This is a genomic window from Citrobacter sp. wls717 (assembly GCF_005280955.1).
Lineage (GTDB): Bacteria > Pseudomonadota > Gammaproteobacteria > Enterobacterales > Enterobacteriaceae > Citrobacter > Citrobacter werkmanii.
In genome coordinates this window covers 404,966-420,905 of record NZ_SZWW01000016.1, presented here as the reverse complement: position 1 = coordinate 420,905, position 15,940 = coordinate 404,966, and the positions used below count along the sequence as shown (strand labels likewise).

The following is a 15,940-nucleotide window of genomic DNA, read 5'->3' as shown; positions in this document are numbered from 1 at the left end:
CAATACCGGGCCCGTTTTTTTAAGCGTAAGTTTTAATAATTTCCAGCACGCCGTTAATAATAAACTGCACGCCCATACACACCAGCAGGAAGCCCATCAGACGCGAAATAGCTTCTATGCCGCCTTTGCCTACCAGGCGCATAATCCCACCAGAACTGCGTAAACACCCCCACAGGATAACGCCGACAACCGCAAAAATTATCGGCGGCGCAACCATAATTACCCAATCAGGAAATTCGGAGCCATGGCGGACGGTTGACGCCGAGCTGATGATCATTGCTATCGTGCCCGGACCGGCGGTGCTTGGCATTGCCAGCGGTACAAATGCAATATTGGCAGTCGGTTCATCTTCCAGCTCCTCTGACTTGCTTTTCGCCTCAGGAGACTCATGCGCCTTTTGTTGTGGAAACAACATCCGAAAACCGATAAACGCAACGATTAACCCACCCGCAATTCGTAATCCGGGGATTGAAATCCCGAAGGTATTCATCACCAGTTGTCCGGCATAGTACGCCACCATCATGATGGCAAACACATACACAGACGCCATCAGAGACTGACGGTTACGCTCCGCGCTATTCATGTTACCAGCAAGGCCAAGGAACAACGCCACGGTGGTTAACGGGTTTGCCAACGGTAACAGGACTACCAGCCCCAGTCCTATTGCTTTAAACAAGTCCATCATAATGTCATCTTTCCTGTGCGTTAATCGTCAACGGCAAGTATAAGGTGAAACCCGAGAGATAAGCCATTTTCACGGTGTAAGGATTCATTTTTCACCTGCACCTATAAGCCATAATTATCAAACTGTTAAAATTATATACATCTGTTGATGAGCCTGCGGATTTAGCAAAACGTGGCATTTTCCGCCCCATTTATTTGACTTATATTTGCCTAAGCAATAATATCAGCCGTGACTAACTACTTGCCAGGGCAACCATTGTGAAAAGCACCAGTGATCTGTTTAACGAAATCATCCCACTGGGGCGTTTGATCTACATGGTTAATCAGAAAAAAGATCGTTTGCTAAACGACTATCTGTCACCGCTGGATATCACGGCATCACAGTTCAAAGTGCTCTGCTCCATCCGTTGCGCGGTGTGCATCACCCCTGTCGAATTGAAAAAAGTGCTGTCTGTCGATCTTGGCGCCCTGACGCGGATGCTGGACAGACTGGCCTGTAAAGGCTGGATAGAAAGGCTTCCGAATCCACACGATAAGCGTGGCGTGCTGGTGAAACTCACCGAGCATGGCGCAGCAATTTGCGAGCAGTGTCACCAATTAGTCGGGCAAGACCTGCACCAGGAACTAACAAAAAACTTAACGGCGGATGAAGTAGCCACGCTTGAGCATTTGCTTAAGAGAATTCTGCCGTAAACAGAAAAGAGGTATGACGATGTCCAGACGCAATACTGACACAATCACTATTCATAGCATTTTGGACTGGATCGAAAATAACCTTGAATCGCCGCTCTCGCTGGAAAAAGTGTCTGAGCGTTCAGGTTACTCCAAATGGCACCTGCAACGGATGTTTAAAAAAGAAACCGGTCATTCACTGGGTCAATACATCCGCAGCCGTAAAATGACCGAAATAGCGCAAAAATTAAAAGAAAGTAACGAGCCGATTCTTTACCTGGCGGAGCGTTACGGCTTTGAGTCTCAGCAAACCCTGACCAGAACGTTCAAAAACTATTTTGATGTTCCGCCGCATAAATACCGTATGACCAATATGCACGGCGAGTCACGCTATTTGCTTCCGCTCAATCAGTGTAATTGCTAATCGCCAAACGACGTAACCGAGGAAATGATGAAAATTCTGTCTTATGCGATGCTGGCCCTGCTGTTGATTGTTTCGGGCCAGAGCATGGCGGAACAGACCGCGCAACCAGCCACCCAGAACAGCCGTGACGCGATGATTATGCCCCCTGCGCACGATCAGTCCCCGTTCGATTTTAATCATATGGGTGCCGGCAGCGATAAGTCCGACGAATTGGGTGTGCCTTATTATAATACGCGCAACCTGTAATTCGTTTTTGCCCCGCCACGGCGGGGCTTTTTATTATCCTCTCACCTGCGCTATCTTGCGCAAACGAAAGCCAAACACATTAATATACAGCCCAGCCATAATCAGCAGCGCACCCAGCAGTTGCAAACCCGTGAGCGTTTCATCCAGCAGCACCACCGCACTTGCCAGACCGACAACGGGCACTAACAGCGACAGCGGCGCTACCCGCCAGGTTTCATAACGTCCGAGCAAAGACCCCCAGATGCCGTAACCCACAATGGTCGCCACAAACGCCAGATAAACCAGTGACAAAATGGTGGTCATATCTATCGCCACCAGACTCTGCACAATTTGTGTCGGACCATCAAGCAGTGCGGATGCCAAAAAGAACGGAATAATGGGAATTAAGGCGCTCCACACGACCAGGGACATCACCGCCGGACGCGCCGTATGCTGCATTATTTTTTTGTTAAAGATATTGCCGCAGGCCCAGCTTAGCGCTGCCGCCAGCGTCAGCATAAAACCGAGCATGCCGACATGCTGTCCGTTCAGACTGGCTTCAATCAGTACCAGTACGCCAAACACGGCCAGCGCAATCCCTACCAGCTGTTTCCCGTGCAAACGCTCGCCAAAAGCGAATGCCCCCAGGATGATGGTGAAAAATGCCTGAGCCTGTAATACCAGAGAAGCTAATCCGGCAGGCATACCGAATTTGATGGCGCTAAAGAGAAACGCGAACTGCCCAAAACTGATAGTCAGGCCATAACCAAGTAACAGCGAAAGTGGGATTTTCGGGCGGGCAATAAAGAATATCGCCGGAAACGCCACCAGTAAAAAACGCAATCCTGCCAGCATCAATGGCGGCATATTGTGCAGACCCACTTTAATGACGACAAAGTTCAGGCCCCAAACGACGACGACCAGCAACGCTAACAACCCGTCTTTACGTGACATACCACCGCCCTTGTAAATATTAAATTTTTGTAAAAAAGTTAAGGTAACGGAAATCATTGTACCGGAACAGATCATTAATTCAGGTAGGCTGCTGAGGGCATTTTCCGACAACTTATTGGGTGTACATCACACTTTTACCATGCTATTTGTTTCTGATATCTAAAAAAAACATAACAACATGCATTATCGGGCAGGAAAATGAATATCTCTCTGAGACGGTCCACTCTCGCGTTACTTGCATCATCTTTGTTATTAACCATTGGGCGTGGCGCTACGCTGCCATTTATGACGATTTACCTCAGTCGGCAGTATAACCTGAGCGTCGATCTGATCGGTTATGCGATGACGGTCGCCCTGACTATTGGCGTCGTTTTCAGCCTTGGCTTTGGTATTCTGGCCGACAAGTTCGATAAAAAACGCTACATGCTGCTGGCTATCTGCGGTTTTGCCTCTGGTTTTATTGCGATCCCACTGGTGCATAACGTGGTGGTGGTGGTACTGCTCTTCGCCCTGATCAACTGCGCCTACTCCGTCTTCGCAACGGTGCTGAAAGCCTGGTTTGCCGATAATCTCTCTGCCACCAACAAAACGAAAATTTTCTCGCTTAACTATACCGTGCTGAACATCGGCTGGACCGTTGGCCCCCCGCTGGGCACGCTACTGGTGATGCAAAGTATTAACTTACCGTTCTGGCTGGCGGCCGCCTGCTCGGCTTTACCACTGGTGTTTATCCAGACGTGGGTAAAACGTTCCAATGCAGCATCAGAAAGTTCAAACGCCGCGGTTTGGTCACCCTCGGTGCTCCTGCGCGACAGAGCATTGTGTTGGTTCACGTTGTCGGCATTTCTGGCGTCATTTGTTGGCGGCGCATTTGCTTCCTGTATTTCGCAATACGTGATGGTGGTCGCCAACGGTGATTTTGCCGAAAAAGTGGTAGCGGTCGTTCTGCCCGTCAATGCCGCCATTGTGGTATCGCTGCAATATGCCCTCGGACGCAGGATCACTGCAGCTAATATTCGACCGCTGATGACAGTAGGCACAATCTTCTTTGTGCTCGGTCTGGTTGGCTTCATGTTTTCCGGCAACAGCCTGTGGTTCTGGGGTATTTCTGCTGCCCTTTTCACGATCGGCGAGGTCATTTACGCCCCAGGCGAATACATGCTGATCGATAACATCGCCCCGGCTGGTATGAAAGCCAGCTATTTTTCCGCCCAGTCGCTGGGCTGGCTTGGCGCCGCGGTAAACCCATTGGTCAGTGGCGTTATTTTGACCACATTACCGCCGTGGTCGCTGTTTGTGGCGCTGATCGTGGCGATTGTCCTTGCCTGGGCGTTAATGATAAAGGGTATGCGCGCCAAACCCTGGGATCAGACGGTAGTCTGCTGATTGTCATCGCGACAGAGCCAGAGTGGTTCTGTCGCGTATCTCAAATGGCCACCAGCCCTCGTACTCCCTCGGATTCCATATTCTCGCCGAAACCGCTTTGAATAATACTTCCGCGCGACATAAGCAGGTATTTGTCAGCCAACTGCTGCGCAAAATCATAGAACTGTTCCACCAGCAAAATGGCCATATCGCCCCGGTGCGCCAGTTGAGAAATAACCTGACCAATCTCTTTAATTACTGACGGCTGGATCCCCTCGGTCGGCTCATCAAGGATCAACAACTGCGGGCGACTGGCCAGCGCCCGTCCAATAGCCAGTTGCTGCTGCTGTCCGCCGGACAAATCTCCGCCCCGTCGATACTTCATCTCCTGTAGCACTGGAAATAGCGCGTAAATATCATCCGGCACGCGCCGGGCGTCCTGTGCTGAAAAGCGGGAAAGGCCCAGCAACAGGTTCTCTTCCACTGTCAGACGCGGAAAAATATCGCGGCCCTGCGGCACGTACGCCACACCTGCTCTGACCCGTTGATGTGGCTTCCAGTGCGTGACATTTTTTTCCTGCCAGAGCACGCTTCCACTGCGGGCAGGAATAAGTCCCATCAGGCATTTTAGTAGCGTTGTTTTTCCTACGCCGTTACGCCCCAGCAGACACGTCACTTCGCCGATACGCGCTTCAAAGCTCACGCCACGCAGAATATGGCTGCCGCCATAATATTGATTCAGTTCATTAACCTGTAGCATCAGCCCTCCTTACCGTCCAAGATAAACTTCAATAACCTGCTCATTAGCCTGCACATCGCGCAGGCTTCCTTCGGCCAGTACTCGCCCCTGATGCAGCACCGTGACATGGTCAGCAATCGTCTCGACAAATCCCATGTCATGCTCAACAACCATCAGCGAGTGCTTTCCGGCAAGCTGGCGAAACAGCTCCGCGGTGTATTCCGTCTCCGCATCGGTCATCCCTGCCGCCGGCTCATCCAGTAGTAGTAAATGCGGCTCCTGGACCAGCAGCATGCCGATCTCAAGAAACTGTTTTTGTCCGTGCGAAAGCAGCCCGGCACGGCGTTCGCGATCGTTGCCCAGGCGTAACAGCGCCAGCATTTCATCGATGCGATCCCGCTGTTCACCCGAAAGGCGAGCCCGTAAAGAACCCCAAACGGATTTATCATTTTTCAGTGCCAGCTCCAGATTCTCCGCCACCGTTAGCGCTTCAAATACCGTGGGCTTCTGAAATTTTCGTCCAATCCCCTGGCGCGCAATGGCAATAGAATCAAACGTCATTAAATCAATAGACTGATCGTAAATCGCACGACCGCTTTGCGGTCTGGTTTTGCCGGTAATGACATCCATCAACGTCGTTTTTCCGGCGCCATTAGGACCAATAATGCAGCGCAGTTCCCCTACGCCAATATTGAGCGTGAGATCCGTTAGCGCCTGAAACCCATCAAAGTTCACGTTGATTTTTTCCAGCTGTAACACCGGGTCGGTTTGATTGCGAAATCTGTCCCCTGGCAACTGGCGGGTAAAAAGACCTTCATCTGGCTGCATTATTTGTCTCCTTTGCGAAACAGACCAATCACGCCACGGGGTAAAAACAGCGTAACGCCAATAAAAATCAGACCAAGAAACAGTTGCCAGTATTCGGGCATGATCACCGTAAACAGACTTTTAGCGCCGTTCACCAACACAGCGCCAAAAACCGGGCCAATCAGGGTTGCGCGACCGCCGAGGGCGACCCAAATCGCCGCTTCAATCGAGTTGGTCGGTGACATTTCGCTGGGGTTAATGATGCCCACCTGCGGAACATACAGCGCACCAGCCAGCCCGCACAACACAGCGGAAAGCGTCCACACCAGCAGCTTGAAACCTTTCGGATCATAGCCACAGAACATCAGCCGATTCTCGGCATCGCGCACGGCGGTCAGGATACGACCAAACTTACTGCGCGCCAGCGTCAGTCCCAGCCATAACGCCAGCACCAGTAGCATCACCGTCGCCAGAAACAGCGCGATACGGGTTGAGGTCGCGGTCACGGGGAACCCCAGAATAGTGGTAAATCCGGTGAAACCGTTATTTCCACCAAACCCGGTTTCGTTACGGAAAAACAGCAACATGCCTGCGAAAGTCAGGGCCTGAGTCATGATAGAGAAATAGACGCCCTTGATTTTTGAGCGAAAGGCAAACCAGCCAAACACCAGCGCCAGCAGGCCGGGCACCAGCACAACCAGCAGCATAGCCCAGATAAAATGTTGCGTTCCCCACCAAAACCAGGGCAGTTCGGTCCACGACAGAAACGACATAAAAGCCGGTAGTCCTTCGCCGGAGGCCTGACGCATCAGGTACATCCCCATCGCATATCCCCCCAGTGCAAAGAAAATGCCATGGCCCAGTGAGAGCATTCCGGCATAGCCCCACACCAGATCCAGTGCCACCGCCACAATGGCATAACACAGGATTTTCCCGGCCAGCGTCAGCGTCCAGACGGAGATTGCCAGCGGATGATCCGCGGGGAGTAGCGCCAGAAATGGCAGAATAATGAGCGCCAGCAGCAAAAACAGTCCCAGGATGCGCGTCACGCGCGGCGCTTTTCGTGCCAGCGTTAATGTCATTGGCATAGTCATTAGTCAATAACCCTCCCTTTCAATGCGAAAAGTCCCTGAGGTCGTTTCTGGATAAACAGAATGATCAGCACGAGGATCATAATTTTGCCGAGAACAGCCCCCACCTGAGGCTCAAGAATTTTATTGAAGATCCCGAGACCAAACGCCGCTGCCACACTCCCGGCGAGTTGTCCAACGCCGCCAAGCACCACCACCAGAAACGAATCAATAATGTAACTTTGCCCCAGCTCCGGCCCCACGTTACCCAGCTGCGACAGCGCCACGCCACCCAGCCCGGCAATGCCTGAACCCAGTCCAAAGGCCAGCATATCGACTCGCCCGGTAGGTACGCCGCAGCAGGCCGCCATATTGCGGTTTTGCGTCACCGCGCGCACACGCAGCCCCAGACGGGTTTTATTCAACAATAGCCAGGTGAAGAACAGCACCAGCATGGCAAAGCCAAGCACCACAATTCGGTTCCACGGCAAAATCAGATTGGCATAGACCTGAATCCCCCCGGAAAGCCATGTCGGATTGGCGACTTCGAGGTTTTGCGCGCCAAAGGTCATTCGTACCAACTGGATTAGCATCAGACTGATCCCCCATGTCGCCAGCAGTGTTTCAAGCGGACGGCCATATAAATGGCGGATCACGCCGCGCTCCAGCAACATTCCTACTGCCGCGGTAAGTAAAAAGGCGACCGGAAGCGCAATGACCGGATACCAGGCTAACCATTGCGGGAGAAACTGCCCCATCAACTGTTGCACCATCCAGGTACAGTAAGCGCCGAGCATTAACATCTCGCCATGCGCCATATTGATGACGCCGAGTAACCCGTAAGTAATCGCCAGACCCAGTGCCGCCAGTAGCAAAATCGAGCCCAGAGACAGTCCCATAAAGGCCTGTCCAAGAAGCTCGCCAACCTTCATGCGGTGTGCGATGGAATTCAGACTTTCGTCGGCGGCAGCGCGAACGCGGGCATCAGGTTCATGCTCTGCACGGGTGAAAGGTTGTAATTTCGCCTGGGTTTCAGGGTCGTTTGACGCCCCCAACAGTTCAATTGCCTGCCGCCTGACCTCTGGTGATGCACTGGTCAGTTGCAGGTTAGCCAGCGCAATAACCAGTGCAGATTTCACGTCAGCATCCGATTCCTGCGCCAGTCGTTGCTGTAAAAATGGCAGCATGCCAGGCATCGCCTCACGCTGTAATATGCGCGCGGCATCAGCCCTAACTGTGACACTGTCACTTAAAAGCTGATGCGCAGCCAGCGTTCCGGCGACCAGATTGCGCAGTCGGTTAGTCAGGCGGACTTTTTTTAGCTCGCCGTCTGGCGCTGCCGCCGACCCCAGCGCTTGTGCTCGCGCCCCGTCCATGACAAACGCATGTTTCGCATTATCGGTCAGCAGGTTTTCATCTCGCAGCGCCTTAAGCACGGGTAAACGCTGAAGGTCGGGATTCATCGCCCATTGTTCAAGTAAGGCGGTCTGCTGCGTCCGGCTGGCAGCGGTAAAAGTATCGGCATCTGATGCCTGCGCTATCCACGACAAAAACCACGTCAGCAACATCACACCACGAATAAAGCGCATGACTTTCATGAGCATTCTCCTAAGCGTTGCCCTCCCGCAGGAGGGCATAAGATCAGTTGCTGGCGGTTTTTACGGGTTGTTCAGATTTTTTATCATTGCCGGAGATATACGGGCTCCACGGCTGGGCGCGGACCGGCTCATCGGTTTGCCACACCACGTTAAACTGACCATTGCTTTCAATCTCGCCAATCATGACGGGTTTGTGGAGATGATGGTTGGTGGCATCCATCGTGAGGGTAAAGCCAGATGGTGCGGCGAATGATTGCCCTGCCATTGCAGCACGGACTTTATCCACATCGGTAGTTCCGGCTTTTTCTACTGCCTGTGCCCACATATGCAGACCAACCCAGGTGGCTTCCATTGGGTCGTTTGTCACAACCGAATCCGCATTCGGTAATTTGTGCGCTTTGGCATACGCCCGGTAATCCGCGACAAACTTCTTGTTAGCCGCATTATCCACGGACTCAAAGTAGTTCCAGGCGGCAAGGTTACCTACCAACGGTTTCGTATCAATACCGCGCAATTCTTCCTCACCTACGGAGAAGGCCACCACCGGAACATCGGTGGCTTTCAGCCCCTGGTTCGCTAACTCTTTATAGAATGGAACATTAGAATCACCGTTGATGGTTGAGACCACCGCCGTTTTTCCCCCTGCGGCGAATTTTTTAATGCTGGCGACTATGGTCTGATAATCACTGTGTCCAAACGGGGTATACACCTCTTCGATGTCTTTATCGGCAACGCCTTTCGAATGCAAAAAGGCACGGAGAATTTTATTAGTCGTGCGCGGATAAACATAATCAGTCCCCAGCAGGAAGAAGCGTTTCGCACTGCCGCCGTCCTCACTCATCAGATACTCAACAGCCGGGATCGCCTGCTGATTAGGCGCCGCGCCGGTATAAAAGACGTTAGGCGACATTTCCTCGCCTTCATACTGCACCGGATAAAACAGCAAACCATTTAACTCCTCGAATACCGGTAACACCGATTTACGCGAAACCGATGTCCAGCACCCGAACACCGCCGCTACTTTGTCCTGACTCAGCAACTGTCGAGCTTTTTCAGCAAATAAAGGCCAGTTCGAGGCTGGATCAACCACCACCGGCTCCAGCTTTTTGCCCAACACGCCGCCCTGCGCATTGATTTCGTCAATAGTCATCAACGCCACATCTTTCAACGGCGTTTCGGAAATCGCCATCGTTCCGGATAACGAATGCATGATGCCCACTTTAATAGTGTCAGCCGCCTGGACGCTAAAACTCATGCCCATTGCCATAACGGAGGCCGATAACGCAAAAGCTTTTAAAATTGTACGACGCTGCATAGTTTCACTCCTGAAATTAGATTCGCTGAAAGCTCCGGTGCAGCCGGGCAGACAAAACGGTGCAAATTAAGGGGATTCAGAAGTGATAAGGCAAAAACGATGCCAGATATTAAAACACCATATAAAATCAAAGCATTAGAGTAGTACAGTTCAGTGGCTGGATGAAAATATTTCGCCAATAAGGCGGATCGCCAGGAAAATTGAACCACCATGAGACAGCGTTGCATTATAACCGTGCAACAATTTGCATGGGGGTCGTATAACAATGACTTTGGCACTCAGCATAAAATCGTGGTTAATTTGCCGAGGATAAGCGCGCCTTGTCACTATTATTTATTTTCCCCGACAAAATCGCGTCAATTTTTTACATTTCAGACGAAATAATCATACAGTTCAGCCTTTGTTTAAGTTGCAATTGCTACTATAGTCATAAGCGAGGTGAACTTAAGGTAAGAGAGGAAACTCACAGATAAAGGAGCATTTACTATGCTGGGTAATATGAATATTTTTATGGCTGTTCTGGGAATTATTTTATTTTCCGGTTTTCTGGCCGCGTATTTTAGCCAGAGATGGGATGATTGATGAACGACGATAGTCCTGCACCGAACCGGCCCCTTGTAGCGTCACTGCACAAGGGGCCATTTTTTTACCTGAATCGCCTTTCCTGCACCTTTTCCCTGGCCATCAATAAAAAAAACCGCCGGATAAACCAGCGGTAAATGCTTGCATGGATAGATTTGTGTTTTGCTTTATACGCTATCTGGCAATTCCCTGCGAAGATAACGGATATCTGGCTAACCTATCATCGGCAACCCCAATGAAAGCTAAACGAAACGTAACTAACGCAAAACAGCTTAGGTGGATCTCACGCGCTGAGGTGGAACGAAAGCCCATCACTGGCGTTAACCAGGGTGATCTGCTCGCGTTCATCCATAAACATACAGCGATTTCTGCCGCTCTGTTTTCCCTGATACATCGCTCTGTCAGCCCGCCCAAGAGCGGTATCTAATTTCTCATCCCGCTGAGCTCTGGTGATACCGCCCGTTACGGTGATAGCGATCTCTCCATCTGCGTAAGGGATTTTTTGCTGGCCAACAAGCTGACACAATCGCAACCCAGCCTGGCGGGCCTGCTCATCAGTTTTCGTTCGGATGATGATAATGAACTCTTCGCCACCGTAGCGGTAAGCTTGTTCATCATATCGCGTCCATGCCAGAAAATTTGCTGCCAGAGCGCGTAATACTACGTCCCCCACAAGATGACCATACGTATCATTAACGTGTTTAAAACGGTCGATATCCAGCAGCAATATATAAAGGTTAAGCGGTTCGGCATCGATTAACTGTTGGTCAAAAGACTCATCGAGCATTCTTCTGCCCGGTAAGCCTGTTAATATGTCGATATTGCTCCGGATACTCAGCAAATATATTTTATAGTCCATTACAGCAGACGTAAATGCCAGTAACGCGTCCTCGAATTTGGTGAAATGCCATGGATAACTCCGTTTCTCCAGTATTGCCAATAGCAAATCCTTGCCTGATAAATGCATTTTTTCATGAACAGTATTTATCTTATTCACATAGCTACAATCATCTTCATTGCGCAGCGATTGATTATTAAGCCACTGTCCAAATTGGCAAACAAAATGCGCGTTGTCACCCATGATATCTGGTTGCGTAGCATTCGAGGTTACTGCGCAACGGAACATATTCACCAGCCATTTATAGTGGGCATCAATTGACTTGTTCAACTCGATCAAAATTGCATCTATTTCCATCGTATTTCTCATCATCACGATCTTCCTCCCTGTTCGAACGTTTCTGATGCAATCATCTTAACGATAAAAAAGAAAATTTATGTAATTTTTTTATTTTGAGAATAAATCTTATCAGGTGCAATAATGAACAGTAAGATAAGACCGGGCATCACGCCCGGCTCAATTTTTTTACTGACAGTGCCTTACGCGCTCAAACCACGATGTTCCAGCATCGGCTCCATGCGGGGATCGCGCCCGCTCCACTGGCGATAAAGTTCAGCTAAATCAGTACTGTTCCCGCGGGACAAAATCGCTTCGCGGAATTTCTGCCCGTTTTCGCGGGTTAATCCACCCTGATCTACAAACCACTGATAGCCGTCATCAGCCAACATTTGCGTCCATAAATAAGCGTAATAACCCGCAGCATAGCCGCCGCCAAAGATATGGGCAAAATAACTGCTACGATAACGTGGCGGCACGGCCTGAAGATCCAGATCTTCTGCCGCCAGCGCCTGCTGCTCGAATTGATCAACTGAATAAGATGACGCCTTCGTCTCCAGACTGTGCCAACGCATGTCCAACAATGCGGCACTGAGCAGTTCGGTCATATCGTAGCCTTTATTAAACAAGCTGGCCCGCTGCATTTTATCCCGCAACGCCTGCGGCATTGGCTCCCCGGTTTCGACATGACGGGCAAATCGGGCAAAAACCTGCGGATGGCTCGCCCAGTGTTCGTTAATCTGCGAAGGAAACTCGACAAAATCACGCGGAGTGTTAGTGCCTGAAAGCGTGGCATAACGCTGAGTGGCAAACAGACCGTGTAACGTGTGGCCAAACTCATGAAATAACGTAATGACATCATCCCACAGCAGTAACGCCGGCTTACCCGTTACGGGTTTTTGATAATTACAAACATTGTAAATAACGGGTCGGGTTTCGTTAAGCTCCGATTGCTCAACAAAATTGCCCATCCATGCCCCGCCGCTTTTTGATTCACGGGCGAAGAAATCACCATAAAACAACGCCAGTCCTACGCCATCATGGTCGAAAATTTCCCATACCCGAACATCCGGGTGATAAACCGGAATGTCGAATCGCTCAACGAATTTGATACCAAAGAGCTGATTGGCCGTCCAGAAAACGCCCTCGTTCAACACCGTATCCAGAGCAAAGTAAGGTTTAAGCTGTGCCTCATCAAGGGCGTATTTCTCGCGGCGGACCTGCTCAGCATAAAATGCCCAGTCCCAGGCCCTGACGCTAAACTGCCCCTGCTCTTGATCGATGACTTTCTGGATTTCAGCCTGTTCATCCAACGCACGCTGGCGCGCGGCCGGAACGATCGCCCGCATAAACGAAAGTGCCGCCTCAGGCGTTTTAGCCATCTGGTCGGCGATTTTCCAGGCCGCATAATTGGCAAAACCGAGTAATTTTGCCTGTTGCATGCGGATGTCGACCAGACGCTGAATAATAGCCCGGGTATCGTTATCGTCATCGTGTTCGGCCCGCGTCCATGCCTGGGTAAACAGGTCTTCACGGATCTGGCGATCGCGTAACACGGCAAGCGCCGGTTGTTGAGTGGTATTCAATAACGCAATAACCCAACGTGATTCAAGCCCCTTTTCTTTTGCAGCCTCAGCGGCAACGGCAATTTCTTCGGCGCTAAGTCCGTCAAGCCGCCGGACATCATCTACCACCAAAGCACCGGACTTGTTCGCCGCCAGCAGACGCTGATTAAACTGACTGGTCAGCGTGGCTGACTCGGTGTTGAGCGCTTTGAGGCGTGCTTTGTCGGCCTCATTGAGGCGAGCGCCTGCCAGTACAAAACGCTGGTGGACAACCTCCACCAGACGCACTGATTCGCAATCCAAACCTAAGGTATGACGTCGTTGCCAGACTGCATCGACGCGGGCGAAAAGCGCGCCATCAAGATAGATATCATTGGCAAGTCCCGCCAGCTCTGCTGAGAACGCTTCGTCAAGGCGTTGTAGTTCATCGTTAGTGTGCGCCGCCGTCATCGCAAAGAAAACGCTGGTTACGCGCGTGAGCAGCGCGCCGCTTTGTTCAAGCGCCAGCAACGTGTTAGCAAAATCCGGGTCCTGTGGGTTTTGTACAATTGCCGCGATCTCCTTGCGTTTTTGCCGCACGCCCTCATCAAACGCCGGACGATAATGCTGCACGTCAATTTGATCAAACTGCGGTGCCTGATACGGCAATGTACTGTGGTGTAAAAAAGGATTCGTTAACGACATCTTTCACTCCTGAAAACGATTTGTTTACCAGAGTAGACTTCCCGGGGATCGACCGCAATCCTGTTAACCAGGAATAGCTCTGACCGGAAATGACGTGCTATGGTAGTACTACATAAAAAGCGTTGAGGAACAGTGAGATGATCGTTTTAGTAACCGGAGCAACCGCAGGTTTTGGTGAGTGCATTACGCGTCGTTTTATTGAGAATGGGCATAAAGTTATTGCCACCGGACGCCGCCAGGAGCGCCTGCAGGAACTCAAAGATGAGCTGGGTGACCGCCTCTATACCGCGCAACTGGACGTACGTAATCGCGCATTGATTGAAGAGATGCTGGCGTCCTTACCTGCTGAATGGCGCGATATTGATGTTCTGGTCAACAACGCAGGTCTGGCGCTGGGCCTCGAACCTGCCCACAAGGCCAGCATTGAAGACTGGGAAAACATGATCGATACCAACAACAAAGGCCTGGTTTATATGACCCGTGCCGTGCTGCCTGGTATGGTTGAGCGCAATCGCGGACATATTATCAATATCGGCTCTACCGCGGGTAGCTGGCCATACGCCGGCGGTAACGTTTATGGCGCGACCAAAGCGTTTGTCCGTCAGTTTAGCCTCAACTTACGTACTGACTTACACGGGACAGCGATTCGTGTTACCGACATTGAGCCGGGTCTGGTTGGCGGTACGGAATTCTCTAACGTGCGTTTCAAAGGCGATGATGCCAAGGCGGAAAAAACTTACGAAAATACCACTGCGCTGACCCCACAAGATGTTACAGAAGCGGTATGGTGGGTGGCTTCGTTACCCGCTCATGTCAACATTAACACCCTTGAAATGATGCCTGTCACACAGTCTTTTGCCGGGCTGAGTATCCATCGGAGCTAATTTCTCTGCCCGGCCTTGCGCCGGGTATAGATAGCCTGAAATAAGTGATAAAATATCTGGGTTAACTCTCTAAAAAGTAAGAATGAATGACCGTAGAAACGCAGCTCAACCCTACACAGCCTGTAAATCAGCAGATTTACCGTATTCTTCGTCGTGATATCGTGCACTGTCTGATTGCGCCGGGTACGCCGCTGTCGGAGAAAGAAGTTTCTGTACGCTTTAATGTGTCACGCCAGCCGGTACGAGAGGCATTCATCAAACTGGCAGAGAACGGTCTGATTCAGATCCGTCCGCAGCGTGGCAGCTACGTGAACAAAATTTCGCTGTCGCAGGTGCAAAATGGCTGTTTTGTTCGCCAGGCGATTGAATGTGCCGTGGTCCGCCGCGCCGCCGCCCTGATCACCGATAAACAGTGCTATCAGCTCGAACAGAATCTGCATCAGCAGCGTATCGCGATTGACCGAAAACAAATTAATGATTTCTTCCAGCTTGACGATGAGTTTCATCAGAAACTGGCTTTAATCGCCGAGTGCCAGCTCGCCTGGGACACCGTCGAGAATATAAAGGCCACCATTGACCGCGTTCGCTATATGAGCCTGGATCACATTTCCCCTCCTGAAATGCTGCTGCGCCAGCATCACGATATCTTTGCCGCACTTGAAAAACATGATGGTGACGGCGTCGAGCGTGCAATGATGCTGCACCTTCAGGAAATCGGTGAGTCTGTTCAGCTTATTCGCCAGGAAAATAGCGACTGGTTCAGCGAAGATTAATATGACGCTCACCTCTCTGCGGGGTGAGTTTTTCAACGTTTTCCCCTCTCCTGCACATCTGCCTAAAAAAAGCTGTGACTTTGATCGAAAACAAAAAAAATCATTAACGAGAAGCGTATTTATATTGCGCCCGTTACGTGGGACTAAAAGCCCACGGGCTTTGACGGTGAGTTGGAAAGGAGAAAACACCATGAAAACATACGATCGTAACCGTAACGCAATCACCACTGGCAGTCGCGTCATGATTAGCAACACCGGACTCACAGGCCGCATTACAGCGATAGATACCGATGGCCTGACCGCTGAGCAAATTCGCCGTGGCAAAACAGTGGCAATCGAAGGGTGTGAAGGCAAATATGCCCCACTCGAGTTGATTCGTTTGGGCATGAACTAATTGGTGTGAATGCCAGAAAACACTGCGCCAT

Annotated in this window: 17 protein-coding genes; 8 read left to right on the top strand and 9 right to left on the bottom strand. The window is 50.8% G+C overall.

Annotation, left to right across the window (positions count from 1 at the left end; translation table 11 throughout):
* Positions 1-19: 19 nt before the first annotated feature.
* Positions 20-685: a MarC family NAAT transporter gene (locus FDX09_RS12085; RefSeq protein ID WP_061381352.1), complete on the bottom strand. Its 666-nt coding sequence runs from the start codon at positions 683-685 to the stop codon at positions 20-22.
* A 257-nt stretch (positions 686-942) separates the two neighbouring features.
* Here FDX09_RS12085 and marR point away from each other — a divergent pair, with 257 nt between their 5' ends.
* Genes marR through marB form a run of 3 tightly spaced genes read left to right on the top strand, consistent with a single transcriptional unit; the run spans position 943 to position 2,026 of the window.
* Positions 943-1,377, top strand: a complete 435-nt coding sequence (gene marR, locus FDX09_RS12080; RefSeq protein WP_042308445.1) for a multiple antibiotic resistance transcriptional regulator MarR — start codon at positions 943-945, stop codon at positions 1,375-1,377.
* Positions 1,378-1,396: 19 nt separating this feature from the next.
* Entirely contained in the window at positions 1,397-1,780 is a 384-nt protein-coding gene (gene marA, locus FDX09_RS12075; RefSeq protein WP_003032424.1) for an MDR efflux pump AcrAB transcriptional activator MarA, read from the top strand.
* 27 nt (positions 1,781-1,807) lie between these two features.
* Positions 1,808-2,026 carry a multiple antibiotic resistance protein MarB gene (gene marB / locus FDX09_RS12070; RefSeq protein WP_069325030.1) on the top strand — a complete coding sequence of 73 codons (219 nt, stop codon included), beginning with the start codon at positions 1,808-1,810 and terminating at the stop codon, positions 2,024-2,026.
* Positions 2,027-2,059: 33 nt separating this feature from the next.
* On the opposite strand, the gene eamA is transcribed toward marB, so the two are convergent.
* The gene (gene eamA / locus FDX09_RS12065; RefSeq protein WP_087856391.1) at positions 2,060-2,959 is read right to left on the bottom strand and encodes an O-acetylserine/cysteine exporter; all 900 of its coding nucleotides are present in this window, start codon (positions 2,957-2,959) and stop codon (positions 2,060-2,062) included.
* Positions 2,960-3,157: 198 nt separating this feature from the next.
* Here eamA and ydeE point away from each other — a divergent pair, with 198 nt between their 5' ends.
* Complete coding sequence (gene ydeE / locus FDX09_RS12060; protein ID WP_137347267.1) at positions 3,158-4,345, top strand: efflux MFS transporter YdeE; 1,188 nt, start codon at positions 3,158-3,160, stop codon at positions 4,343-4,345.
* Positions 4,346-4,385: 40 nt separating this feature from the next.
* Here ydeE and urtE read toward each other — a convergent pair whose 3' ends face one another.
* From urtE to urtA, 5 genes are read right to left on the bottom strand one after another with little or no spacing between them, the layout of a single operon-like run.
* Complete coding sequence (urtE, locus tag FDX09_RS12055; protein ID WP_121529040.1) at positions 4,386-5,084, bottom strand: urea ABC transporter ATP-binding subunit UrtE; 699 nt, start codon at positions 5,082-5,084, stop codon at positions 4,386-4,388.
* A 9-nt stretch (positions 5,085-5,093) separates the two neighbouring features.
* Positions 5,094-5,891, bottom strand: a complete 798-nt coding sequence (gene urtD, locus FDX09_RS12050; protein ID WP_137347266.1) for an urea ABC transporter ATP-binding protein UrtD — start codon at positions 5,889-5,891, stop codon at positions 5,094-5,096.
* Complete coding sequence (gene urtC, locus FDX09_RS12045; RefSeq protein ID WP_137347265.1) at positions 5,891-6,964, bottom strand: urea ABC transporter permease subunit UrtC; 1,074 nt, start codon at positions 6,962-6,964, stop codon at positions 5,891-5,893. The genes urtD and urtC overlap by 1 nt, the downstream gene beginning before the upstream one ends.
* Positions 6,964-8,538 (bottom strand): urea ABC transporter permease subunit UrtB, encoded by a 1,575-nt coding sequence (urtB, locus tag FDX09_RS12040; RefSeq protein ID WP_137347264.1) that lies wholly within the window; start codon positions 8,536-8,538, stop codon positions 6,964-6,966. Before urtB ends, urtC begins: the two co-directional genes overlap by 1 nt.
* A 43-nt stretch (positions 8,539-8,581) precedes the next feature.
* The gene (gene urtA / locus FDX09_RS12035; RefSeq protein WP_137347263.1) at positions 8,582-9,853 is read right to left on the bottom strand and encodes an urea ABC transporter substrate-binding protein; all 1,272 of its coding nucleotides are present in this window, start codon (positions 9,851-9,853) and stop codon (positions 8,582-8,584) included.
* Positions 9,854-10,339: 486 nt separating this feature from the next.
* Here urtA and mgtS point away from each other — a divergent pair, with 486 nt between their 5' ends.
* Positions 10,340-10,435 carry a protein MgtS gene (mgtS, locus tag FDX09_RS12030; RefSeq protein ID WP_137347262.1) on the top strand — a complete coding sequence of 32 codons (96 nt, stop codon included), beginning with the start codon at positions 10,340-10,342 and terminating at the stop codon, positions 10,433-10,435.
* Positions 10,436-10,718: 283 nt separating this feature from the next.
* Here mgtS and FDX09_RS12020 read toward each other — a convergent pair whose 3' ends face one another.
* Both FDX09_RS12020 and dcp read right to left on the bottom strand, forming a co-directional pair.
* Positions 10,719-11,645, bottom strand: a complete 927-nt coding sequence (locus FDX09_RS12020) for a diguanylate cyclase (protein ID WP_087856385.1) — start codon at positions 11,643-11,645, stop codon at positions 10,719-10,721.
* 167 nt (positions 11,646-11,812) lie between these two features.
* Positions 11,813-13,858 (bottom strand): peptidyl-dipeptidase Dcp, encoded by a 2,046-nt coding sequence (gene dcp, locus FDX09_RS12015; protein ID WP_137347261.1) that lies wholly within the window; start codon positions 13,856-13,858, stop codon positions 11,813-11,815.
* Positions 13,859-13,995: 137 nt separating this feature from the next.
* Between dcp and ydfG the strand changes: the two genes are divergently transcribed.
* The 3 genes from ydfG to ydfZ all read left to right on the top strand — a co-directional run bounded on the left by ydfG (position 13,996) and on the right by ydfZ (position 15,909).
* Entirely contained in the window at positions 13,996-14,742 is a 747-nt protein-coding gene (gene ydfG, locus FDX09_RS12010; RefSeq protein WP_085048243.1) for a bifunctional NADP-dependent 3-hydroxy acid dehydrogenase/3-hydroxypropionate dehydrogenase YdfG, read from the top strand.
* A gap of 86 nt (positions 14,743-14,828) precedes the next feature.
* A complete protein-coding gene (locus FDX09_RS12005; protein WP_085048244.1) occupies positions 14,829-15,515 on the top strand; it encodes a GntR family transcriptional regulator in 687 nt (228 codons plus the stop codon).
* A 190-nt stretch (positions 15,516-15,705) separates the two neighbouring features.
* Positions 15,706-15,909 carry a putative selenium delivery protein YdfZ gene (gene ydfZ / locus FDX09_RS12000; RefSeq protein WP_038640526.1) on the top strand — a complete coding sequence of 68 codons (204 nt, stop codon included), beginning with the start codon at positions 15,706-15,708 and terminating at the stop codon, positions 15,907-15,909.
* The last annotated feature ends 31 nt before the right edge of the window (positions 15,910-15,940 follow it).